The organism is Sulfitobacter profundi, assembly GCF_042661425.1.
GTDB lineage: Bacteria > Pseudomonadota > Alphaproteobacteria > Rhodobacterales > Rhodobacteraceae > Sulfitobacter > Sulfitobacter profundi.
The window spans coordinates 3,046,180-3,067,538 of the sequence record NZ_JBHSWA010000001.1 but is presented as its reverse complement, the minus strand read 5'-3'; the positions used below and the strand labels follow the sequence as shown (position 1 = coordinate 3,067,538).

The 21,359-nt window shown below is 61.3% G+C and carries 15 protein-coding genes, 1 tRNA gene and 4 pseudogenes; 10 read left to right on the top strand and 10 right to left on the bottom strand.

Annotated elements, in window-relative coordinates; genetic code table 11:
- Nucleotides 1-10: 10 nt before the first annotated feature.
- The 5 genes and pseudogenes from ACFQAU_RS15915 to ACFQAU_RS15895 all read left to right on the top strand — a co-directional run bounded on the left by ACFQAU_RS15915 (nt 11) and on the right by ACFQAU_RS15895 (nt 4,287).
- Nucleotides 11-1,045: a cysteine synthase A gene (locus ACFQAU_RS15915; protein ID WP_132443407.1), complete on the top strand. Its 1,035-nt coding sequence runs from the start codon at nt 11-13 to the stop codon at nt 1,043-1,045.
- Entirely contained in the window at nt 1,042-1,383 is a 342-nt protein-coding gene (locus tag ACFQAU_RS15910; RefSeq protein ID WP_386283385.1) for a hypothetical protein, read from the top strand. The genes ACFQAU_RS15915 and ACFQAU_RS15910 overlap by 4 nt, the downstream gene beginning before the upstream one ends.
- A gap of 86 nt (nt 1,384-1,469) precedes the next feature.
- On the top strand, nt 1,470-3,407 hold the full coding sequence (locus tag ACFQAU_RS15905; RefSeq protein WP_386283382.1) for a DUF3772 domain-containing protein: 1,938 nt from the start codon (nt 1,470-1,472) through the stop codon (nt 3,405-3,407).
- Nucleotides 3,404-4,125 (top strand): annotated as a pseudogene (locus tag ACFQAU_RS15900) (alanyl-tRNA editing protein). The gene ACFQAU_RS15905 and the pseudogene ACFQAU_RS15900 overlap by 4 nt, the downstream one beginning before the upstream one ends.
- 72 nt (nt 4,126-4,197) lie before the next feature.
- Nucleotides 4,198-4,287, top strand: a tRNA-Ser gene (locus tag ACFQAU_RS15895).
- Nucleotides 4,288-4,401: 114 nt separating this feature from the next.
- On the opposite strand, the gene ACFQAU_RS15890 is transcribed toward ACFQAU_RS15895, so the two are convergent.
- The 4 genes from ACFQAU_RS15890 to mepK form a co-directional block, all read right to left on the bottom strand.
- Entirely contained in the window at nt 4,402-4,692 is a 291-nt protein-coding gene (locus ACFQAU_RS15890) for a hypothetical protein (protein ID WP_132443405.1), read from the bottom strand.
- A 435-nt stretch (nt 4,693-5,127) separates the two neighbouring features.
- Nucleotides 5,128-5,724, bottom strand: coding sequence for a L,D-transpeptidase (locus ACFQAU_RS15885; RefSeq protein ID WP_386283378.1), 597 nt, complete (start codon nt 5,722-5,724; stop codon nt 5,128-5,130).
- Nucleotides 5,725-5,835: 111 nt separating this feature from the next.
- On the bottom strand, nt 5,836-7,443 hold the full coding sequence (locus tag ACFQAU_RS15880) for an FAD/NAD(P)-binding protein (protein WP_386283375.1): 1,608 nt from the start codon (nt 7,441-7,443) through the stop codon (nt 5,836-5,838).
- A gap of 166 nt (nt 7,444-7,609) precedes the next feature.
- Nucleotides 7,610-8,179: a peptidoglycan L,D-endopeptidase MepK gene (mepK, locus tag ACFQAU_RS15875; RefSeq protein WP_120351067.1), complete on the bottom strand. Its 570-nt coding sequence runs from the start codon at nt 8,177-8,179 to the stop codon at nt 7,610-7,612.
- A 331-nt stretch (nt 8,180-8,510) separates the two neighbouring features.
- On the opposite strand from mepK, the pseudogene ACFQAU_RS15870 reads away from it, so the two are divergent.
- The 4 genes and pseudogenes from ACFQAU_RS15870 to ACFQAU_RS15855 all read left to right on the top strand — a co-directional run bounded on the left by ACFQAU_RS15870 (nt 8,511) and on the right by ACFQAU_RS15855 (nt 12,754).
- A pseudogene (locus ACFQAU_RS15870) lies at nt 8,511-10,126 on the top strand (L,D-transpeptidase family protein).
- A 34-nt stretch (nt 10,127-10,160) separates the two neighbouring features.
- Nucleotides 10,161-11,252, top strand: a complete 1,092-nt coding sequence (locus ACFQAU_RS15865) for a UDP-3-O-(3-hydroxymyristoyl)glucosamine N-acyltransferase (protein ID WP_132443402.1) — start codon at nt 10,161-10,163, stop codon at nt 11,250-11,252.
- Between the two features lie 32 nt (nt 11,253-11,284).
- Nucleotides 11,285-11,542 (top strand): acyl carrier protein, encoded by a 258-nt coding sequence (locus tag ACFQAU_RS15860; protein ID WP_132443401.1) that lies wholly within the window; start codon nt 11,285-11,287, stop codon nt 11,540-11,542.
- A 4-nt stretch (nt 11,543-11,546) separates the two neighbouring features.
- A pseudogene (locus ACFQAU_RS15855) lies at nt 11,547-12,754 on the top strand (beta-ketoacyl-[acyl-carrier-protein] synthase family protein).
- Nucleotides 12,755-12,828: 74 nt separating this feature from the next.
- On the opposite strand, the gene ACFQAU_RS15850 reads toward ACFQAU_RS15855, so the two are convergent.
- The gene (locus ACFQAU_RS15850; RefSeq protein WP_132443400.1) at nt 12,829-13,479 is read right to left on the bottom strand and encodes an invasion associated locus B family protein; all 651 of its coding nucleotides are present in this window, start codon (nt 13,477-13,479) and stop codon (nt 12,829-12,831) included.
- Between the two features lie 467 nt (nt 13,480-13,946).
- Between ACFQAU_RS15850 and ACFQAU_RS15845 the strand changes: the two genes are divergently transcribed.
- Nucleotides 13,947-15,488 (top strand): helicase HerA-like domain-containing protein, encoded by a 1,542-nt coding sequence (locus ACFQAU_RS15845; protein ID WP_132443399.1) that lies wholly within the window; start codon nt 13,947-13,949, stop codon nt 15,486-15,488.
- 73 nt (nt 15,489-15,561) lie between these two features.
- Here ACFQAU_RS15845 and ACFQAU_RS15840 read toward each other — a convergent pair whose 3' ends face one another.
- The 5 genes and pseudogenes from ACFQAU_RS15840 to ACFQAU_RS15820 form a co-directional block, all read right to left on the bottom strand.
- The gene (locus tag ACFQAU_RS15840) at nt 15,562-16,866 is read right to left on the bottom strand and encodes a branched-chain amino acid ABC transporter permease (RefSeq protein ID WP_132443398.1); all 1,305 of its coding nucleotides are present in this window, start codon (nt 16,864-16,866) and stop codon (nt 15,562-15,564) included.
- On the bottom strand, nt 16,863-17,873 hold the full coding sequence (locus tag ACFQAU_RS15835; protein WP_067628635.1) for a branched-chain amino acid ABC transporter permease: 1,011 nt from the start codon (nt 17,871-17,873) through the stop codon (nt 16,863-16,865). Before ACFQAU_RS15835 ends, ACFQAU_RS15840 begins: the two co-directional genes overlap by 4 nt.
- Nucleotides 17,874-17,880: 7 nt before the next feature.
- Nucleotides 17,881-18,696, bottom strand: a pseudogene (locus ACFQAU_RS15830) (ABC transporter ATP-binding protein); the annotation flags it as partial.
- On the bottom strand, nt 18,693-19,475 hold the full coding sequence (locus ACFQAU_RS15825) for an ABC transporter ATP-binding protein (RefSeq protein WP_067628634.1): 783 nt from the start codon (nt 19,473-19,475) through the stop codon (nt 18,693-18,695). The gene ACFQAU_RS15825 and the pseudogene ACFQAU_RS15830, both read right to left, overlap by 4 nt.
- Nucleotides 19,476-19,871: 396 nt before the next feature.
- Nucleotides 19,872-21,056, bottom strand: a complete 1,185-nt coding sequence (locus ACFQAU_RS15820) for an ABC transporter substrate-binding protein (RefSeq protein WP_120351073.1) — start codon at nt 21,054-21,056, stop codon at nt 19,872-19,874.
- Between the last annotated feature and the right edge of the window lie 303 nt (nt 21,057-21,359).

Here is a 21,359-nt window from a genome sequence, read left to right as displayed (position 1 = left end):
GGGGGCAAACATGCAGGTTGCAAAAGATCTGGCCGAGGCCATTGGAAACACACCGCTGATCCGGCTGCGCGGCGCGAGCGAAGAGACCGGCTGCGAAATTCTGGGCAAGGCGGAATTCATGAACCCCGGTCAGTCGGTCAAGGACCGCGCGGCGCTGTTCATCATCCGCGATGCCATTGCGCGGGGCGAGTTGAAGCCCGGCGGCACCATTGTCGAAGGCACGGCGGGCAACACCGGCATCGGGCTTGCGCTTGTGGGCGCGTCGATGGGGTTCAAAACCGTTATCGTTATTCCTGAGACCCAGTCGCAGGAAAAGAAAGACATGCTGCGGCTTGCCGGTGCCGAACTGGTGCAGGTGCCTGCGGCTCCTTACAAAAACCCCAACAACTTCGTCCGCTATTCCGAGCGTTTGGCCAAGGAACTGGCCAAGACCACGCCCGAAGGGGTGATCTGGGCCAACCAGTTCGACAATACCGCCAACCGTCAGGCGCATATTGAGACGACAGGCCCCGAGATCTGGGAACAGACAGGCGGCAAAGTGGATGGTTTCTGCTGTGCGGTCGGCTCTGGCGGCACGCTGGTTGGCGTGGCCATGGCGCTGCAGCCCAAGGGCGTGAAAATCGCACTGGCCGACCCCGATGGCGCGGCACTGCACAACTACTACACCCAAGGCGAGTTGAAGTCCGAAGGCAGCTCCATCGCCGAAGGCATCGGGCAGGGGCGGATCACCGCGAACCTCGAAGGCTTCAAGCCGGACTATTCCTATAACGTGTCTGACGAAGAGGCCCTGCCGGTGGTCTTTGACCTGCTGGAGAACGAAGGGCTTTGCCTTGGTGCGTCTTCGGGCGTGAATGTCGCGGGGGCCGTCCGCATGGCGAAAGAGATGGGGCCGGGGCATACGATCGTCACCGTGCTTTGCGATTTCGGCACGCGCTATCAGTCCAAGCTCTTCAATCCAGAGTTCCTGCGCGAGAAGGGGCTGCCGACGCCCAACTGGCTTGATGCCGCACCACAATCCATCCCAGGTGTTTTCGAGGATACATGACCCAAATGCTCCGCTTCGCCCTCGGCCTTACCGCGTTGCTGGTCTGGCTGACCGGCGCTGCAGTCGCTCAAGAGCCGGTTCTGCCGGATTTTGACCAATGGGAATCCGTCGCGTCCACCGCTGAAGAAGCCATCGACGCGACGGACACAACCGAGACCATGCTAGAGGTGCAGCGCGCCCGGCTGGTCGAGTACCGCACTAAATTCGACGCGGCGCGAAATCTAAACGCGGCGCGGATCAACGCGCTGCGGGAACAAATAGCTGCCCTTGGCTCCCCGCCCGAAGGCGAGGGGCAGAGCCAGAATCGCCCGAGGTCGCCGCCAACCGTGAAGAGCTGAACCGACAGCTCAACACCCTGCTGACGCCGGTTCAGCGGGCCGAAGCGGCGTACCTGCGGGCCGATGCGCTGATCGGCCAAATCGACGTGGCACTGCGCGAACGTCAGACCGAACAGTTAATGGAGGTCGTGCCCACGCCGCTCAACCCGGTTCACTGGCGCACGGCAATCGACGATTTAGCCACCGCAGCGGGTGAAATCGCCGCCGAAGCGCCGGATGATGCCGATACCGCACGTCGCAACCTGAGATCATCGCTCCCTGCGGTTCTGGGGCTCACCGTACTCGGCCTGGTGCTGATTTTCCGCGGTCACCACTGGTCGACGACAATCGTTGGGCGGCTCCAGCAGTTCGGCGCGCGCGGCTTTGGCATCTGGCGCTTCGTGGTTTCGCTTTTGCGGATCATCCTGCCCACGGTTGGTCTGGTCTTGCTGGCCATGGCCGTACTGGCGACCGATTGGCTGGGGCCTCGCGGCTCTGCCTTGGTGCAGCTTCTCCCTGTAATTGGCGGCGCGATGCTCGGCGTTCGCTGGGTGGCCGAGCGGGTGTTTTCGCGCGACGAAGACGAGGCGCTGATCCTGCTTCCGCGCCCCGAGCGGAAAGCCGTACGCTTTTACGTCAGCATAATCACAGTGACCGTCATTCTGGGCGCGATTATCCGTGCGATTTTCGACGGGCAGCAACCGGCTGAGACCACCGAAGCGGTGCTGCGCCTGCCTGTGATGCTGCTCAGCGCCTTTGCGCTGTTCCGCATCGGTCGCATTCTGCACGGCCACAGCGACCCGGTGGCGGAGGATGCCCCGGCCTCTGAAGAGCCGCGCGTTTCGACCCTTAGCCGCGTGGTGCGCGGTCTGGGCTTGGGCGCGATGATCGTGGCCGTGGTGGCACCGCTTTTGCTGATCAGTGGCTATTACAACGCCGCCGTGTCGCTGCTGCCGCCTTACGTCACGACGCTGGTCCTCTTGGGGCTGGTGATGACGCTGCAACGCTTCTTAGCGGACGTCTACGGCGCGATGACCGGGCAGGGCGTGCAGGCGCGTGATGCGCTGATGCCGGTGTTCTTTGGCCTGATCCTACTGCTGCTCTCGCTGCCGGTGATGGCTTTGGCATGGGGCGCGCGGGTCACCGATCTGACCGAGCTTTGGGCGCTCTTCAGCCGAGGCTTCGCCTTTGGCGAGACGCGGATCCGTCCGACGGACTTCCTCTCTTTCGCAGTGATTTTCGTGATCGGCTATGCCGCCACCCGTCTTATTCAAGGTGCGCTGCGCAGCAACGTCCTGCCAAAGACGCGGATGGACATCGGCGGACAGAACGCCATCGTCTCGGGGATTGGCTATGTCGGTATTTTCCTCGCCGCGCTGCTGGCCATTACCGGGGCCGGGATCGACCTATCCGCGCTTGCCTATGTCGCCGGTGCGCTGTCGGTCGGTATCGGTTTCGGTCTGCAAAACGTGGTGTCGAACTTCGTGTCGGGGATCATCCTGTTGATCGAACGCCCGATCTCCGAAGGCGATTGGATCGAGGTTGGCGGCCAGATGGGCTATGTGCGCGACATCTCGGTGCGTTCGACAAGGATCGAGACCTTTGACCGTACCGATGTCATCGTGCCCAATGCCGATCTGATCAGCGGCACGGTCACCAATTACACTCGGGGCAATACCGTGGGCCGCCTGATCGTGCCCGTGGGCGTGGCCTATGGCACCGATACCAAACGGGTGGAAGGCATCTTGCAAGAGATCGCCCAAGCGCAGCCCATCGTGCTGACCAACCCGCCGCCCGCGGTGCTGTTCCTAAACTTCGGTGCCGACGCGCTGGAGTTTGAGGTCCGTTGCTACCTGCGGGATGTCAATTGGATGATGAAAGTCAAAAACGACATCAACCATGCCATCGCCGCTCGCTTCAACGAAGAAGGGATCGAAATTCCCTTTGCTCAGCGTGATCTCTGGCTGCGCAATCCTGAGGCTTTGAAAAGCGATGCCGCGCCCGCGCAGGACGAGGGCAGCGAAAAGGCGGAGCCACAGGCATGACAGGCGAACTGTTTCGAGAGGAAACCTATCTGCGCGACGCGCCGGCCCGCGTGGCGGCCCATACGCCAGAGGGCGGGGTGATCTTGGACAATTCCCTGTTCTACCCCACTGGGGGCGGCCAGCCGGGCGACAGCGGCTGGCTGACATGGGACAAACAGGAACTCTCCATCGCCACCACCGTGCGCGACCGTGACAGTGGCCGTATCGCGCTGGTTCCGGCCGAGCCGCGTGCCCTGCCGCCCGTCGGGGCCTATGTGACCCAAGAGCTCGACTGGGACCGGCGCCACAAACATATGCGCGTGCATACGGCGCTGCATCTGTTGTCGGTCGTGATCCCGCATCCGGTGACGGGGGGCAGATCTCGGCCAGCCACGGACGGCTTGATTTCAACATGCCCGATGCGCCCCAAGACCGGGCGGAGCTGGAAGAGGCGCTGAACCACTTCGTCTCCCTCGACGCGCGGGTGAGCGAGGATTGGATCACCGAAGCCGAACTTGATGCGGCCCCGGAACTGGTCAAAACCATGTCCGTCGCGCCGCCGCGCGGGCGGGGTGACATTCGTCTGATCCGCATTGGTGACGCGCAAGACCCCATCGACTTGCAGCCCTGTGGCGGCACCCATGTGGCCCGAACCGGCGAAATCGGCGCGCTTCGCCTTGGAAAGATTGAGAAAAAGGGCCGGTTGAACCGCCGGGTCTATGTCCATCTGGGCGGTTAGGCAAATTTATCTGTCTTGGGAGGATTTCGCTCTTGCAACTCACTGTCCCCCCAAGCTAAACCGCGCATCAACGGAGCGGTGGCCGAGTGGTCGAAGGCGCACGCCTGGAAAGTGTGTAGGCGGGAGACCGTCTCCAGGGTTCGAATCCCTGTCGCTCCGCCATTTTCCCCTTTTTTTGAGAATATAGTTTTTCAGCCCGTCTGGGCCGTTCGCTGGTGCATGCAAGAAAGCCCGGCACCTCTCGGTCCGGGCCTTCTCAGTCCTATTCACGCCGGCTCAGCGGGAGTCGTTGCCCGCCCCAAAACCGCCATAGGCAAAACCTTCGCCCAAGCTGCTCTGCAAGCCGTTGGTTGAGAAGGTGGCGACAGGCGCGCGATCATCCGAGAATGTTTCTAGCCGAAGGTCTGCAGCGCGTTCATTTGGACGGGTGGCACCGGCCTGCTCAGCGTAGACGACGCCAGAGGTCACGGAGGTGTCGAGCCGCAGGTCTTCGTAGCGGGTCGACTGACCGGCAAGGCTGGCAGTGGCGATCAAAGTGGCGGCGGCAGTTACAATAAAGAGTTTCATTTTCAGGTCCTTTCAGGTTTGGGAAAGGGCGGCGGCTTACTCGCTCTGGGGAGAGGCGGGGAGGTCGGGAGGCCCGTTCGATACAATGATATTAAAGGGTGACAGTGTGCTGTTACAAAGCAACTCGGCTCACCGCGCCGTGTCAAAGCGAGACGCCCCGCGATTGAACCGTAACAATTTGCGGAAACTGTCCAACAGACTGGTTAGTATAGGCTTTTATCACTCTCAAACGCTTAGTGCGCACTGCAAATAGGGGCCAGATGCCCCCTTCAAGCCCTGTTGCAGACCCGTCGCAGGAACGTGTCCCACGCCGCTGCGCGGCCTGCTCCTCAGCCCGTGTAGAATGTTTCAATCTTTGCGTTTGGTTTGGCGGCAAAAAGATGCCCGAAGCGGATATTCTCCGCTCCGGGCACTCTGTTTGTACTGCGGGATCACTTAGCCCAGCGGCTCGTAAAGCACCACACGGGTGTTCATCGGCACCCGGTCATAAAGCTCGGCCATCTGGTCGTTCACCAGACGGGCGCAGCCGTTGGAGACGCGCTTGCCCAGCGTGCTGGGATCGTTGGTGCCATGGATCCGCAGAAAGGTGTCGCCGCGCTCTTCGGTAAAGAGGTAGAGGCCCCGAGACCCTAGTGGGTTGTCCAGACCGCCATCCATACCATCGGCGTATTTCTCGTATTTCTCCGGCTCACGGTCGATCATATCCGGCGTCGGGGTCCAGCTTGGCCATTCCTTCTTGGCGCCCACGTAGAACTCACCGGATTCGTAGAGACCGGGGCGACCGACACCCACGGTATAGCGCCACGCCATATTGTCGGGCAGCGTCCAGTAGAGCGCGAAGTTATCGGGATCGACGTGGATCTCATAGGGCGGCGCGCCTGCCGCGATCGGCACTTTGCGCGGCATCATCTCTGGCGGCACATCATAGTTCGGCATTTCCTTGGGCGGATGCGCCAATGCGGGCGTGGCGAGGCCGCCGCTGAATGCTGCGCCGCTGGCTGCTATACCGGTGATGAAATGTCGTCTTCTCATTGCGTCTTTCCCCTATTCTTCAGTCTCGTGTTGAAGAGGAAACCGTTTCAGGGCCGGGCTGTTCCATCATTATAACGGGATCACAAACTGTTGTAGCTTTTCAACAGCGCTTTAGGCCGACAGTCTCTCAATCACGCCCTGCGCCCAACGGTCGGCGGATTGGCCAAAGCAATCATGCAGCGAATCCACCGCCGTCACGCTGCCAAGCGCCAAACGGCCCAATAGGCACAGGCCGGGAACGGGGTGTCCGCCTTGGTCACATAGGGTGCCGTCCGGCGCAATCGCCGCGGCCAGATCGGTTGAAACCGGCGCGAGAAGACTCTGCGTGATAAGGTCGGGCAGGGGCGGGCCCTTGATGTTGGAGAGATCCGGCGCGGGAAGCACCGCGTCGATAATAACTGAGACTTTCGCCTCCCGCCCTTGTGAGCGGAGGGTCCAACCTTGCTCTGTCTCCGCGATTTCGGGGTTTATGGTGAGCGCCAGATCAACCAATCCCGCGTCGATCAGGGCCAGCAGTTCTCGCGCCGACGACAGGGGCGGCCCGTAAGAATACCGCTTTAGCCCCTCGTCGAAGTCTATCAACCGCTTTGCCGTCTCCGGGGTTGCGTGGCCCGGATTAAAGGCGGCGCGCCATTGATCCTGCCATTTGCGCCAAACCTGCCCAAGCGCGTAGCCGGGGCTTGGTGCGACCTCTCCGGCGGCTAGGTCTATCCCATAGCGCAGGGCGTCCATCGGGGGCAGACGGTCCTGCGCGCCGGGGTCTGACCATTCCGTTTCCAGCCACTCCGCGACCTCCGCCTCGCTCACATTCTGCGGCCCAAGGATGCGGGCCACCACGGGCATCAAGGCCCCAGAGATAAGCGAGGGTGCCACCTCAGGCCCCGCGCTGACCGCTGCCGTGGCGGCTTGGGTGAAACGGGCGGTCTCCTCCGGTGATGGCTCGAAAAACGCGTCGAGGGCGGCATTCTCCGGTTTGGGGAAGGGCGGCTGACCGTTGAGCGAGAAGGGCAGAATGCGCCTCGGCTCCCGGCCCGAGGCGTGATAGCCCGCCGCATCGAAACCGCCGCCCTGCGCCGTGGTCAGGCTGCGCAACACGTCATAGGTCGACAGACCCAAGCCCCGGATGGCGACTTGCTTGCCCTGCCAGCCCGCCGCCTGTTCACCGAGCGCTGCCGCAGGATAGGCCTGCGCGACCTCCGCCTTGGTCTGCGCCGCGTGATCTTGCCAACCGGCCCATTGCGCGTCCGCCTCTACGGGCGGCTGGCCGAGGGTGAGAAGGACCTCGTTATAGACTGCCTCCGCGCCGGACTTCGATTCGACACGCCAGCCTGAGTCTTTCCGCGAGATCCGCGAGACTTGGGCCGGGATTAGCCTGAGCATCGCGCCGGTTTGCTTAAAACCCTGTGCAAAAAGATCGTCCCAACGCGCGTTAAGGTAGCGGCCCATATCGGCGCGGGATGGGAAACTGTCGGGATCGATGGGCCTGTCTTGCCAGTCCGCAAAGCGCCCCACGGTCGTTCCTTGCGGCGGCCGGATGGCGATATCGCGGTATGGGATGTTGAGCAGACAATAGGCCGGCTCTGATGGGGCGAAGTTTGGTCCGGCGCCGGGGTAGGGGCCGGGCTCGTAAATATCGATCTGCACGCGGCGGTCGGTGAACTTGAGGCGCTGTGACAGGGCCTCCAACGCGCCAAGGCCCCGTGGCCCGAATCCGATCACCGCAATTCGCGCTGTACCCTTTGGCTGCATGTCGCTCCCCGGTCTTATTCCAGCGCGACCGTAGAGGCGCGCCATGGGGAAAGCCCGCGCGCAACAAAAGCGCGCAACAAAAAAGGCACCCGAAGGCGCCCTTAACAAACCACTCATTTCACCGGAGAGGCTGCGATCAACCGCCCCAGCTGCGCACCGAGCCGCAGTCCATATGGGTGAAGTTGGAGCCGGAATAGCGCCCAACACCGCCGCCGCCGCAGGCCATCGCCGCACGGGCCACCTGATGCACCGAGCGCGATGCGAGGCGCAGGTCAGCGGCCTGACCTTTGAGGTGCAGCGAGTTCTTGGCCACACCGCTAGAGCGGGAGCGCAACATCGCGTTGGTCTTTGGGCTGCGGTAGCCGGACAGGAGCATATAGGGCTCATTCACATCCAGCAGGTTATGCGACGCGGCCATGATGTCGACGGTACGCAGGTCCATGTTGGTGACCTCATCCGTCCGCCAATCGCGCATAAAGTGGTTGATCTCGGCAAAGGCGTCTTTGATATAGTGACCTTCGATCCAATAGATCATGTCCAGCCGTTCGCCTGTGCGGCCGGAGAACATGCGGATGCGGCGAATATCGCCAGCGCCACGCAGAAAACCTGCCGCGTTAGAGAAGGTGGGAGCTGCTGCAACGGTGGTTGCTGCGAATGCACCCAGAAGGGCGCGTCGGGTCATACCCGAGGAGCTTGTGCCTGTCATGTGTCTCTGTCCCGTCGTCTGCCTAAGTTACCCAAGATGTTACATGGGCCATTCATCTCATCCCCAGATGCAACATTGTTATTGCATAGCGGGAAAATCTGACCAAGGGCTGAATCGGAAAGGTTCCCGAGAGGTACAAATTTAGGCAAGTTTTTGCGCAATGTGGTTAAAAAACCCAATGTTTACAGGGAAAACCGATGCCCGATGCGCACAGACCAAAACCAGATTTCCCTGCGAACGGAAATTTGAATGGACTTGCGCGTCTTATTATTGGCAAACCGGGCAGGCAATAGGGTCGCTCGGCGGCAATGGTAAATTCACGGGGAACGACATGGGATTCAGCGCGACATCTTCACGGCATCTGCCCAATCTTATCGCGGGGCTGGCCCTGATGATCACGGCGTTGATCTTTGCCGCGCCCGCCACGGCGCAGGTCACTGCCTTCAAACAGGCGGTCGCCGAGGCCGCCGCGCAGGACGATGATATCGCTGCTTTCTACCGCGAAAATGACTACGCCGCGATCTGGACCGGTGCCGCCGAGGAACACCGTGTGCGCCGTTCGGAACTGCTGCGGGCGATCACCACGGCGGATGACCACGGCCTGCCGGTGACGCGCTATAACCCCGATGCCGTTCTGGACATGCTGCGCAACGCGCAGAGCCCGCGCGACCGGGGATTCGCCGAAGTTGAACTGAGCCGCGTCTTCCTGCGCTACGCTCGCGACATACAGACCGGCGTGCTGATCCCCAAGCGGATCATCAGCCAGATCGTGCGTGAAATCCCTTACCGTGACCGCAAGACCTATCTGCAAGACCTGCCCAAATCCACTCCCGCTGCTTATTTCCGCGCCTTGCCGCCGCGCAGCCTTGAGTACAATGCGCTGCTCAAAGAGAAAATCGCGATGGAAAAGCTGCTGTCGCAGGGCGGCTGGGGCCCATCGGTTCCCGCAGGCAAGCTTGAGCCGGGCGATACTGGCAATGACGTGATCGCACTGCGCAACCGTCTTATCGCCATGGGCTATCTGGAGCGGTCCAACGCCGTTGGCTATGACGCCAGCCTCACCGATGCCGTGCGCCAGTTCCAAGAGGCCCATGGGCTGAACACCGATGGTGTCGCAGGTCCGGCCACGATGAAGCAGATCAACATCGGTGTAGAGCAGCGGCTGCAATCAGTCATGGTGGCGCTGGAGCGCGAGCGGTGGTTCAACACCGACCGCGGCAAACGTCATATCCTTGTGAACATCCCCGATTTCTCGGCCAAGATCATCGACGATGGCAAGACCACCTTCCAGACCCGTTCGGTCGTTGGGGCAGCCCGCGAAGACCGCCCGACGCCGGAATTTTCGGATGTGATGGAGCATATGGTGGTCAACCCAAGCTGGTACGTCCCACGCTCGATCATCGTTGGGGAATACCTGCCGCAGCTTAAGCAGAACCGTAATGCGGTGAGCCATATTGAAATCACCGACAGAAGTGGCCGGAAGGTGAACCGCGGTGCCGTGAATTTTAGCAAATACACCGCGCGGACCTTCCCCTTTTCCATGCGTCAGCCGCCCAGCAACACCAATGCTCTGGGTCTGGTGAAGTTCATGTTCCCCAACAAATACAACATCTACCTTCATGACACCCCGGCCAAGAGCCTGTTCGACCGCGACGTGCGCGCCTTTAGCCATGGCTGTGTGCGTTTGGCCGAGCCGTTTGAGTTTGCCTATGCGCTTCTGGCACGGCAATCGGCAGACCCTGAGGGGAGTTTCAGGCCGTGCTGCGCAGCGGGCGTGAAACGCGGATCGTCTTGAAAGAGCCGGTCCCCGTGCATCTGATCTACCGCACAGCCGTTACCAACGCCCGTGGTCACACCGAATACCGCGATGACGTCTATGGCCGGGATGCGCTGATCTGGAACGCGCTGGCCAAGGCGGGGGTGGCCTTGCGCGGCGTTCAGGGGTAACTCTCGGGCGCGCAACAAGTAAGGGCCGCCCGAAATGACCTATAGTGTTCAGCAAATCGCCAAAGCCGTCGGCGCCAGCGCCGAGGGCGACATCGAACTCATGGTCAGCGGCGTCGCCGAACCGGCCAGTGCCAAACAGGGTGAGATGGCGCTGGCGATGGACCCGCGCTATGCCAGCAGCCTTTCTGAGGGTGCCGCCGAGGTGGCGATGCTCTGGGAAGGCGCGGATTGGCGGGCTCTGGGTCTCAAGGCGGCAATCTTGCCGAACCGTCCGCGCTATGCGCTTTCCGGTGTGACGCGCATGCTCGACAAAGGGCAGGGGTTCAAGCCGGGCATCCATCCTACAGCCGTGATCGACCCCGAGGCCGTGCTTGGTGATGACGTCTCGGTCGGCCCGCTGGCGGTGATCTCTGCCGGGGCTACGATTGGCGCAGGGAGCGTCATCGGACCGCTGTGCTTTGTCGGCGTGGATGCGACATTGGGCGAGGCCTGTTTCCTACGCGAACACGTCAGCATCGGCGCGCGCGTGACCATCGGCCCACGCTTCATCGCGCAGTCCGGCGTGCGTTTGGGCGGCGATGGTTTCTCCTTTGTGACGGCAGAGCTGTCCACGGTCGAAAAAGCCCGGCAAACGCTGGGCGATCAGGGCGACGCCGCGCCACAGCCTTGGACCCGCATTCATTCGCTCGGCGCGGTGACCATCGGCGCGGATGTTGAAATGGGCATGGGCTCCACCATCGACAATGGCACCATCCGGGATACCCGCGTGGGCGATGGCACGAAAATCGACAACCTTGTCCACATCGGCCATAACGCGGTGATCGGCAAAAACTGTCTGCTTTGCGGGCAGGCCGGAGTCGGCGGCTCAACCCGCGTGGGCGACAATGTTGTGCTGGGCGGGCAGGTCGGTCTGGCCGACAACATCACGATCGGCGACCGGGTGATCGCAGGCGGCGGGACGATTGTATTGTCCAACGTACCCGAGGGCCGCACGATGCTCGGCTATCCCGCCACGCAGATGAGCAAGCAGACCGAAATCTACAAGGCGCTGCGCCGCTTGCCCAAACTGCTGCGTGATGTCGCAGCCTTGCAGAAGCTGGTTTCCAAAGCCGACAAGGCTGACTAAACCTGCCGCGGACATATGTGAGGGACGCCGCCATGAGCACTCAGGATCAGGTCATCACCATCCTCGCCGAACAGGCCATGATTGAGCCGGAGGATGTCACGCTGGACAGCACGCTGGAGGATCTGGGCATCGACAGCATGGGGGTCGTCGAAAGCATCTTCGCCATTGAAGAGACGTTTGATATCAACGTGCCCTTTAATGCCAATAGCCCCAGCGAAAGCGATTTCGACATCTCGACCGTGCGCAGCATCGTCGCCGGAGTGGAGCGGCTAAAGGCCGAACATAGCTAAGCGCATGAAGAGAGTTGTCATCACCGGCGCCGGCACGATCAACGCTCTGGGCCTGTCGGTGCCAGAGACGCTCGCCGCGATGCGCGAAGGCAAATGCGGCATCGGCCCGCTGGAGTTCCGCGATGTGGAGCGGCTGGCCATCCGGATTGGCGGGCAGGTGCGCGGGTTTGAGGCCGAAGGGCGCTACAACCGCCAGCAGATCGCACTTTATGACCGTTTCACCCAATTCACCCTCGCCGCCGCACGCGAAGCGATTGAGCAGTCGGGGCTGACCTTCACCGATGAGTTGGCCGCCCGCGCCGGGGTGGTGCTGGGCACGGCGGGCGGTGGTGTGTCCACGTGGGACGACAACTATCGCGCGGTCTATGAAGAGGGCAAAAACCGGGTTCATCCATTCGTGGTGCCCAAACTGATGAACAACGCCGCCGCTAGCCATGTCAGCATGGAGTGGAACCTGCGTGGTCCGTCCTTTACCGTGTCGACCGCCTGCGCGTCGTCCAACCACGCGATGGCGCAGGCCTTTGCTATGGTCCGCTCTGGCATGAGCCCGGTGATGGTGACGGGGGGATCGGAATCGATGCTGTGCTTCGGCGGTGTTAAGGCGTGGGAAGGGCTGCGCGTGATGAGCCGCGATGCGTGCAGGCCCTTCTCGGCCAACCGCAATGGGATGGTGCAAGGCGAGGGCGCGGGGGTCTTTGTCTTCGAAGACTATGACCACGCGCGGGCACGGGGGCCGAAATCCTTTGCGAGGTTGCAGGTTTCGCCATGACTTCGGATGCCAGCGACATCGTCATGCCTTCCAAGGCCGGGGCCGCGCGGGCCATGCAGGGTGCGCTGCAGGATGCGGGGATCAACCGCGAAGAGGTCGGCTATATCAATGCTCATGGCACCGGGACGGCGGCCAACGACAAGACCGAATGCGCCGCCGTGGCGGATGTTTTCGGCACCCATGCGGATCGGTTGATGATTTCCTCCACCAAGTCGATGCACGGCCATGTCATCGGCGGCACCGGCGCGGTTGAGCTTTTGGCCTGTATCATGGCGCTGCGCGATGGGGTGATCGCCCCCACCATCGGCTATGAAGAACCCGACCCGGAATGCGCCCTAGACGTGGTGCCCAATGAGGCGCGGGAGGCGCAGGTCGATGTGGCGCTCAGCAATGCCTTCGCCTTTGGCGGGATGAACGCCGTCTTGGCGCTGCGCCGCACCTGATCCCAGAACCGGCAACGAAAAATGCCGCCCCCGAGGTCGGGAGCGGCATCTAAACTCACGTCACCAGCAGTGTCTTACTGCTCGATCACCGACACTTCGTCATAGCCCGCGGTGAACCCGTCGAGCGAGAGTGTCAGTTTCACTTCTTGATCCGGGGCAAGGGCGGGCACGATGGTCAGCACCGCTTGCTTGCCGCGTTTGAAGGCGCCGATATCGGCATCGGTCAGACCCATGCGCACGTAGCAGCCCACCGGGTTGCAAAAGGCATAGGGATAGCGGCGGGCTTTTCCACCGTCGACCGACAGGGTCAGCTGTGCGGGCAGGGCGGTCTCAAGCGGGACAACAACCGTGGCACCGGCTTTGGCCTGACCACCATCAGGCAGACGGAAAAGCGAGACTTCGGCAACCGGCGCGCCTTCGCCATCAGCGAGGAGCTGGTACATCTGGCAGGGGTCGACCTCTTCCTCGGTCTTGATGCAGCGCATCTCCCAAGAGCCGATCTCTTTCTTGGTGTAGGGCTTGCCCAGTTCGGGGTCTTTGTCCGCGTCTTCGCCAAGGCTCAGCTGTTCTTCGATCTGGGCGGCATTGCCGCTGGTGCCGGGCTGGGGCTGCTGCTCTTCGGTCTGTGCTGGCTCTTCTTCCGTGGCGGTCTGGGCGAAAGCCGTCATTGGGGCCGTCAGTGCAAGCGCTGCACAAAGCGGCAGGGCGGTCATAAACTTGCTCATGTCATATCCACATTTGTTGCGTTACCGCCCCTTACCACGCCGCCGCGGGATTGTCAGTGGCCATGGCCGCATTTCAATAATGGTTCGGGCAATTTCATGCCGACCTGCGCGGGGGCGGTTTCCCTACGTTCTCAAGGGTTTAGGCGGCACAAATGCAAAAGGGGACGCAGCGCGCCCCTTTCCATGTACTTTCTCCCCGTCGGACTGGGCCGACTTATTAATGCCACGTTAGGCAAGCAGGTGATGCCGGTCAACAGGAAAAATGCGACAATCTGTCAGGGGCCCGCGACAGTCCTTGGCAGAAAAAGGGCCGCACCCGAGGGCGCGGCCAAGTCTAACAGGGAGGAAGTACACCCAACCGAAAGAAGGACATGCGGGCGGGGTGCCTTCACTATGGCGCGCAAAGGTTAAGTTTGTATGCTCTAGTGGAACGGACGAATGGCTAAATTTGACAGAAAGGCCCCAGCGTGAGCAGTGACATCTTTATCGGCGGCGGCGGTCCCGACTATGCGACCAAGCAATTCCTCGACCTCGGCTATGCCAACCGCCACGGGCTGATCGCGGGGGCGACGGGCACGGGCAAGACGGTGACGCTGCAAATCCTTGCCGAGGGTTTTGCCAATACCGGGGTGCCGGTGTTTCTGTCGGATGTGAAGGGCGATCTGTCGGGCCTTGCAATCGCAGGAAGCGAGACCGCCAAACTGCATGTCCCCTTCACCGAACGCGCGGCAAAGATCGGCATTAACGACTATGCCTATCAATCCTTTCCGGTGACCTTTTGGGATCTCTTTGGGCAGCAGGGCCACCCCGTCCGCACCACCGTTTCCGAGATGGGCCCGCTGCTGATCGCTCGATTGCTCAGCCTTTCCGAGGCACAGGAGGGCATCCTGAACATCGCCTTTCGCGTGGCTGACGAAGAGGGGATGCCCCTTTTGGACCTGAAAGACCTGCAATCCCTGCTGGTCTGGGTGGGCGAGAATGCAAAGGACTTGGCGCTGCGCTATGGCAATGTCTCGACCGCGTCGGTGGGCACGATCCAGCGGCGGTTGTTGGTGCTGGAGAACCAAGGCGGCGCGCAGTTGTTTGGCGAACCGGCGCTGGCGCTGTCGGACCTCATGCGCTGCGATGCCGAAGGCCGCGGACGGATCAACATCCTCGCCGCCGACAAGCTCATGGCCTCGCCCAAGCTCTATGCCACCTTCCTGCTGTGGCTCATGTCCGAGCTTTTCGAGGAACTGCCCGAGGTCGGCGACCCCGACAAACCGAAGCTCGTGTTCTTCTTCGACGAGGCGCATCTGCTGTTTGACGACGCGCCCAAGGCGCTGGTCGACAAGGTAGAGCAGGTGGCACGCCTGATCCGCTCCAAGGGGGTCGGCGTCTATTTTGTCACCCAAAACCCGGCCGATGTGCCCGACGATATCTTGGGCCAGCTTGGCAACCGCATCCAACACGCGCTGCGCGCTTTTACGGCGCGCGACCGCAAGGAACTGCGCCAAGCCGCAGAGACCTACCGCGAAAACCCGCGTTTCGACACCGAAGAGGCGATCCGCGAGGTCGGCGTGGGCGAGGCGGTGACCTCTATGCTGCAACGCAAGGGCGTGCCGGGCGTGGTGGAGCGCACCTTGATCCGCCCGCCGTCTTCTCGGCTGGGGCCAATCACGGTGGCAGAGCGTGCGGCGATGCTGGCGGAGTCCGATCTGGCGGGGAAATACGAGACCATTCAAGACCGCAACTCGGCCTATGAGATGCTGAAGGCCCGCGCGGAAGCGGCGGCCAAAGAGGCCGAGAAAATCGAAGCCGCCGCCGAGGCAGAGGATGAAGCCGCCCGCGAGTTTCAAAAGGCCCGCCGCTATGGCGGGGCGCGCAGCGGCGGCGGCAGCCGGTCGGGCCGCAAGGCATCAGACGGGTTTGGCGATGCCATCGCAAGCGCGGTGATCAAAGAGCTGAAAGGCACCACCGGGCGCCGTATCGTACGCGGCATCTTAGGCGGCTTGTTCAAAGGGCGCTGAGAGGCTGGACAGACAAAAAAGGGGCGCGGTAGCAATACCGCGCCCCTTTTCGTGAGGGGATCTCACCCACAGCTTACCGCTCGGGGATCAACCCGCGTGGGCTGAAGCGTAGCACCAGCAGCAGCACGACGCCCATGGTCAACAGCCGCATATGCGCGGCGCTTTCGATCAGATGCGCCTTCAAAGCCGAGCCTTCGGACATGCCAGCGGTGATCAGGCTCATCAGCCACAGACCCATCGGTTCGACCTGCACCCAGAGGAACCAGATCAGGAAACCACCCAAGATCGCGCCGAAGTTGTTGCCCGACCCGCCAACGATCACCATCACCCAGATAAGGAAGGTAAAGCGCAGCGGCTGATAGGTGCCCGGCGTCAACTGGCTGTCCATCGTGGTCATCATCGCACCCGCAATGCCGCAGATGGCAGAGCCGAGGATGAAAACCTGCAAATGCCGCGCGGTGACATCCTTGCCCATGGCTTCTGCCGCGACCTCGTTGTCACGGATTGCCCGTAGCATCCGGCCCCAAGGGGAATGCAGCGCACGCTGGCTCATCCACAGCAAAAGGATCAGCACCGCCGCGAAAAGCGCGATATAAAGCAGCTTGACCCAAAGCGTCGAGGCCTCCACCGGGTCAAACCCGAAGCCGGCGGCGCGTTCCACAAAGGAGGCGCTGTTCTGCAAATCGATCTCATAGGGCACCGGACGGGGCAGGCCGATCACGTTTTTCACGCCGCGGCTCATCCAGTCTTCGTTTTTCAGCACCGCGATGATGATCTCGGCAATCCCCAGCGTGGCAATCGCCAGATAGTCCGACCGCAGGCCAAGCGCCGTCTTACCGATCAGCCAAGCCGCCCCCGCAGCAAAGAGACCACCCACAGGCCAAGAGATCAGCACCGGCAGGCCAAGACCACCAAGATAGCCGGTCTGCGCGGGGTTGATCGCCTCGACAGCCTCAACCGCAGGATCGAGCAGGGCGCGGAAGATGAAGAAACCGATGACCAGCACCGCGATCACCGCAAGGGTGCGCGCCGTGCCGGGGGCCATGCGTTTCATCAGCATGACCGCCGCCACCACGGTGCCCGCCCCAAGGGCCAGCGCCCCCAGAATGGCGAAACCACCGGTGGACCAAGCGCCCTCGGTCGGGGGCATGGAGACCAGCACAGCCGCCAGACCGCCCAAGGCGACAAAGCCCATGACGCCGACGTTGAACAGCCCCGCAAAACCCCATTGCAGGTTCACCCCAAGCGCCATGATCGAAGAGATCAGGCCCATGGCGATGATAAGCAGGGCAGAGTTCCAGCTTTGGGCAAAGCCAGTGTAGATGATCATCAGGGCGATGATCCCGAAAAGGATCGTGTTTTTCGAAGTCTGGGTCATACCGATTTCCCCTTGAACAGGCCGGTGGGCTTGATCAGCAGAACGATCAGAAGAATGACGAAGCTGACCGCAAATTTGTAATCCGTGCTCATAAGTTGCACCAAGCCGTCAGGCTGCAGCCCTTCGGGCATCACATAGCCCAGCACCTTTTTCCACGCATAGGTAATCGTGACTTCGCTGAATGCGATCACGAAGCCGCCCGCGATCGCCCCCACCGGAGAGCCAAGCCCGCCGACGATGGCCGCCGCGAAGATCGGCAGCAGAAGTTGGAAATAGGTGAAGGGTTTGAACGACTTATCAAGGCCGTAAAGTGTGCCCGCGATAGTCGCGAGTGCGGCCACGATCATCCATGTGATCATCACCACCCGCTCAGGGTTGATGCCCGACAAAAGCGCCAGATCCTCGTTGTCGGAATAGGCCCGCATGGATTTGCCCGCGCGGGTCTTGTTGAGGAACCAGAACAGCACGGCCACAACGATGATCGCGGTGATGATGGTGATGCCTTGGGTCGTCTTGAAGGCCAGACCTTCGCGCAGGCCGGTCATCTCTTTGAAATCCCGCGCCGACATGATGAAGCGCTGCCCGTCGAGGAAGTTCTGATCGTCCGCGCCAATGATGAAGCGGGTGATGCCGTTATAGATAAAGGTCACACCGAGGCTGACGATCACAAGGATCACCGGCTTGGCCTTTTGCTCGCGGTAGAATTTATAGACCACCCTGTCGGTGCCCAGCACCAGCAGCATGGCAAAGGCGATGCCGAAGGGCAGGGCCAGAAGCGCCGTGGGCAGCACGCCGAGGCTGAGACCCATGGACTGGAACAGCCAAGTTATCAGGATCGTCGCCATGGTTCCCATGGCCATCGTGTCGCCATGGGCGAAGTTGGAAAACCGCAGGATGCCGTAGACCAGCGTCACGCCAAGCGCGCCAAGCGCCAGCTGAGAGCCATAGGCGATGCCCGGAATGAGCACATAGTTCGAAAGTGCAATAATTGCGTTGAGCAGATCCATGTTCAGCCCCCAGAAACGATTTGCGGACTTCAGGATCGGCCAAAAGCTCTTTGCCGGTGCCGGTAAAGGCGTTCGCCCCCTGCACAAGCACATAGCCTTTGTCTGCGATCTCAAGCGCTTGACGGGCGTTTTGTTCGACCATCAGGATCGGGATGCCGGTGCGGGCCACCTCAATGATCCGGTCAAAGAGTTCGTCCATCACGATGGGCGAGACACCCGCTGTCGGCTCATCGAGCATCAGAACCTTCGGCTGCGTCATCAACGCCCGGCCCACGGCGACCTGCTGGCGTTGACCGCCCGACAATTCGCCCGCCGCCTGATTGCGCTTTTCCTTGAGGATCGGGAAGAGGTCATAGACCTGCGCCATCGTATCGCGGAAATCATCACGGCGGATGAAGGCCCCCATCTCTAGGTTCTCTTCGACCGTCATCGAGGTAAAGATGTTTGAGGTCTGGGGCACAAAGCCCATGCCCTTGGCCACCCGGTCTTGCGGGCTGAGATTGGTGATATCCTCCCCATCCAGCCGCACATGGCCTTTGCGCATGTCGAGCATACCAAAGACCGCCTTCATACCCGTGGATTTGCCCGCACCATTGGGGCCGACGATCACGGCGATTTCGCCGCGATCCACTGCGATGGTGCAGTCATGCAGAATGTCGGGGCCCGCGCCGTATCCGGCGGTCATGCTGTCGCCGATCAGAAAGGGGCCGCCGGGGGCGGGGTGAGTTTTGCCGCTGGCCTTGGGCATGATGCTGCCTTGGCCCTTTGCGTTGCCGACCGACCAATCTTTGTTGCCGCGGTCGCCGTAGGGATCATTGCTCATGCGCCTACCTTGTCCTTGTTCTTCAGACCAGTGCCGAGATAGGCCTCGATCACCTGCTCGTTCGCCTTGATCTCATCCAGCGTGCCTTCGGCCAGCACGTGGCCCTCGGCCATGCAGATCACTGGATCGCAAAGGCGGCCAATGAAATCCATGTCATGCTCAATGACGACGAATGTGTAATTGCGTTCTTGGTTCAGGCGGATGATGGCGTCGCCGATGGTGTTGAGCAGCGTCCGGTTCACGCCCGCGCCGACCTCATCCAGAAAGACGATCTTGGCATCCACCATCATGGTGCGGCCCAGTTCCAGCAGCTTTTTCTGGCCGCCCGAGATCTGACCGGCCTTTTGCTCGGACAGATGTTCGATGGTCAGGAATTCCAGCACCTCATCGGCCTTGGCTTTCAGTGCGCGTTCCTCATCGGCGATGCGCTTGGTACCGAACCATGTGTTCCACAGTGTTTCGCCCGACTGGTTGCCCGGCACCATCATCAGGTTCTCACGGCATGACATCGACGAAAATTCATGCGCAATCTGGAAGGTGCGCAGCAGCCCTTTATGGAACAGCTCATGCGGGGGCAGGCCAGTGATGTCTTCACCGTCCATGGTCACCCGGCCCGAAGTGGGCTGCAGCACGCCTGCGATAACGTTGAACAGCGTGGTTTTACCCGCGCCATTGGGGCCGATCAATCCGGTGATCGATCCCTTTTCAATCGACAGGCTTGCCCCGTCGACGGCGTGAAACCCGCCGAAGTGTTTGTGTACGTCGTCTACGACGATCATATGTCCATCCCCGTGTCCGCCACCTTGTGGCTGGTTTTTATTGGTCGTCTTGCGGTGGGCCGCGCATATCCGCGCTGCCTTACCTGTTTACAGTCTGCTGAGATTCTTGGAAGGGACCGCTGCGGTCCTTTTATGAAGAAAGCTTGCCGCTGCCTCGTTAAAGGCAGATCGCGCAGCATTGCCGAAATCACACCCAGCAAGATACATGCTCAGAGCCCTGACCGGCACGGCCATCTGTTGCTTTTTCATCCTGTCCTCCCAGACGGGACGCGTTTTCCACGTCCTCAATAGGAGTTTTGTACTGGCTGCCTGCGCGGAAGAAAAGCCGATTTCCCAAGCAAAAGGCCCGATCGCGATGCAACCGGGCCTCTGCAAGTGTTTCAGACGAAGCTTAGATCAGCGGTAGCCGACCGTCACCATCTTACCGTCTTTCATTTCGATCTCACGGTAGCTGCCCGCGCTTTCGCCCGGTCCGATCAGCTCAACCGCCGACGCACCGACATAGTCGACATCGCCGCCGTCTTTGATGATCTGCAGCGCTTTGCCCAGCTCACCCGGCAGGATTTTTTCGCCCGGTGCGTTGGCGACTTCCATCACTTTTTCTTTGTACATCGCCGGATCGTTGGACCCTGCGGCCTGCATCGCCAGCAGCATCAGAGCCGCCGCGTCATAGGCTTCGGGCGAGAAGGCGTTGGTCGGCTCGAAACCAGCTTCTTCGCCCATCTTCTTGTAGTTGTCCGGACCCTCGCCAGAGGCGCTTGGGTTCTGACCGAAAGAGCCATCCGCGATCTCGGCGAATTTTTCTTCGAGCGTGTCGGAGACCATGCCGTCGGGGAACATGAAGGTGTCGAACGCGCCTGCGTCCAGCGCGCCGTTCACGATGCCCGCACCGCCTTGGTCGACGTAGCCTGCAACGATCAGCACTTCACCACCGGCAGAGGCCAGCGCGCCGACTTCGGCGGAATAGTCCGCTTTGCCGTCTTCATGCGATGTGTTGATGGTGACGGTGCCGCCGGATTCCTTGAACGCGGTCTCGAAGCTGTCGGCCAGACCCTTACCATAGTCGTTGTTGGTATAGGTGACGGCGACTTCTTTGATGCCACGGTCGTTCAAGATGTCGGCCATGACCTGACCCTGACGCGCGTCAGACGGTGATGTGCGGAAGAACAGGCCGTTGTCTTCGACGGTCGACAGAGCAGGCGATGTCGCCGATGGCGAGATCATCACGATGCCGTTCGGAATAGCGACGTTCTGCAGCGAGGCAGTCGTCTCGCCCGAGCACATGCCGCCCACAATGCCGCTGACGCGATCAGAGGTGATCAGACGCTCAGCGGAAGCCACGGCCAGACCCGCGTCGATGCAGCCGGTGTCGCCACGCTCGGACGAAACGGTGGCACCGTCGAGGAACATGCCGGATTCATTAACTTCGGAAATCGCCAGTTCGGCACCGGCAGCCATGTCATTGGCCAACGATTCCAGCGGGCCGGTGAAGCCCAGCAGAATGCCGATTTTTGTGTCTTCTGCATGCGCGCCGGTGGCGAGCAAAGCTACGGCCGTTGTGGCCATCAATATTTTTTTCATTTGGTACTCTCCCTTAGTTGAACTCTCGTTCTGATCGAACGTTAGGTCGTGGTTTCGAAAAAGAAAAGGCGATTTATCACGTGGTCTGCGCGGGCGGCTTTTCGCGTGTGCCGAGTGGAATGCTGGAAATGGGCCGCTTGCTGGCTATGTCTTGTTCCAAGCCCCCACGCCCAAAGGAGCCTGCCCGTGACATCCGCCAAACAATTCGCGACCGCCACTTTCATCAGCCTTAGCAGCCTCTGCGCCGCAGGCGCGGTAAGCGCCCAGAGCAGCCTGACGATCACCCCCATAGCCGAGGGTCTA

Bases quoted from the DNA above. Each gene is read 5' to 3' on its own strand.
- ACFQAU_RS15890 (WP_132443405.1), bottom strand. From the start codon at position 4,692: ATGAAACTCTTTATTGTAACTGCCGCCGCCACTTTGATCGCCACTGCC.
- ACFQAU_RS15825 (WP_067628634.1), bottom strand. From the start codon at position 19,475: ATGATCGTCGTAGACGACGTACACAAACACTTCGGCGGGTTTCACGCC.
- ACFQAU_RS15865 (WP_132443402.1), top strand. From the start codon at position 10,161: ATGACCTATAGTGTTCAGCAAATCGCCAAAGCCGTCGGCGCCAGCGCC.
- mepK (WP_120351067.1), bottom strand. From the start codon at position 8,179: ATGACAGGCACAAGCTCCTCGGGTATGACCCGACGCGCCCTTCTGGGT.
- ACFQAU_RS15910 (WP_386283385.1), top strand. From the start codon at position 1,042: ATGACCCAAATGCTCCGCTTCGCCCTCGGCCTTACCGCGTTGCTGGTC.
- ACFQAU_RS15915 (WP_132443407.1), top strand. From the start codon at position 11: ATGCAGGTTGCAAAAGATCTGGCCGAGGCCATTGGAAACACACCGCTG.
- ACFQAU_RS15860 (WP_132443401.1), top strand. From the start codon at position 11,285: ATGAGCACTCAGGATCAGGTCATCACCATCCTCGCCGAACAGGCCATG.
- ACFQAU_RS15820 (WP_120351073.1), bottom strand. From the start codon at position 21,056: ATGAAAAAAATATTGATGGCCACAACGGCCGTAGCTTTGCTCGCCACC.
- ACFQAU_RS15885 (WP_386283378.1), bottom strand. From the start codon at position 5,724: ATGAGAAGACGACATTTCATCACCGGTATAGCAGCCAGCGGCGCAGCA.
- ACFQAU_RS15840 (WP_132443398.1), bottom strand. From the start codon at position 16,866: ATGACCCAGACTTCGAAAAACACGATCCTTTTCGGGATCATCGCCCTG.
- ACFQAU_RS15835 (WP_067628635.1), bottom strand. From the start codon at position 17,873: ATGGATCTGCTCAACGCAATTATTGCACTTTCGAACTATGTGCTCATT.
- ACFQAU_RS15850 (WP_132443400.1), bottom strand. From the start codon at position 13,479: ATGAGCAAGTTTATGACCGCCCTGCCGCTTTGTGCAGCGCTTGCACTG.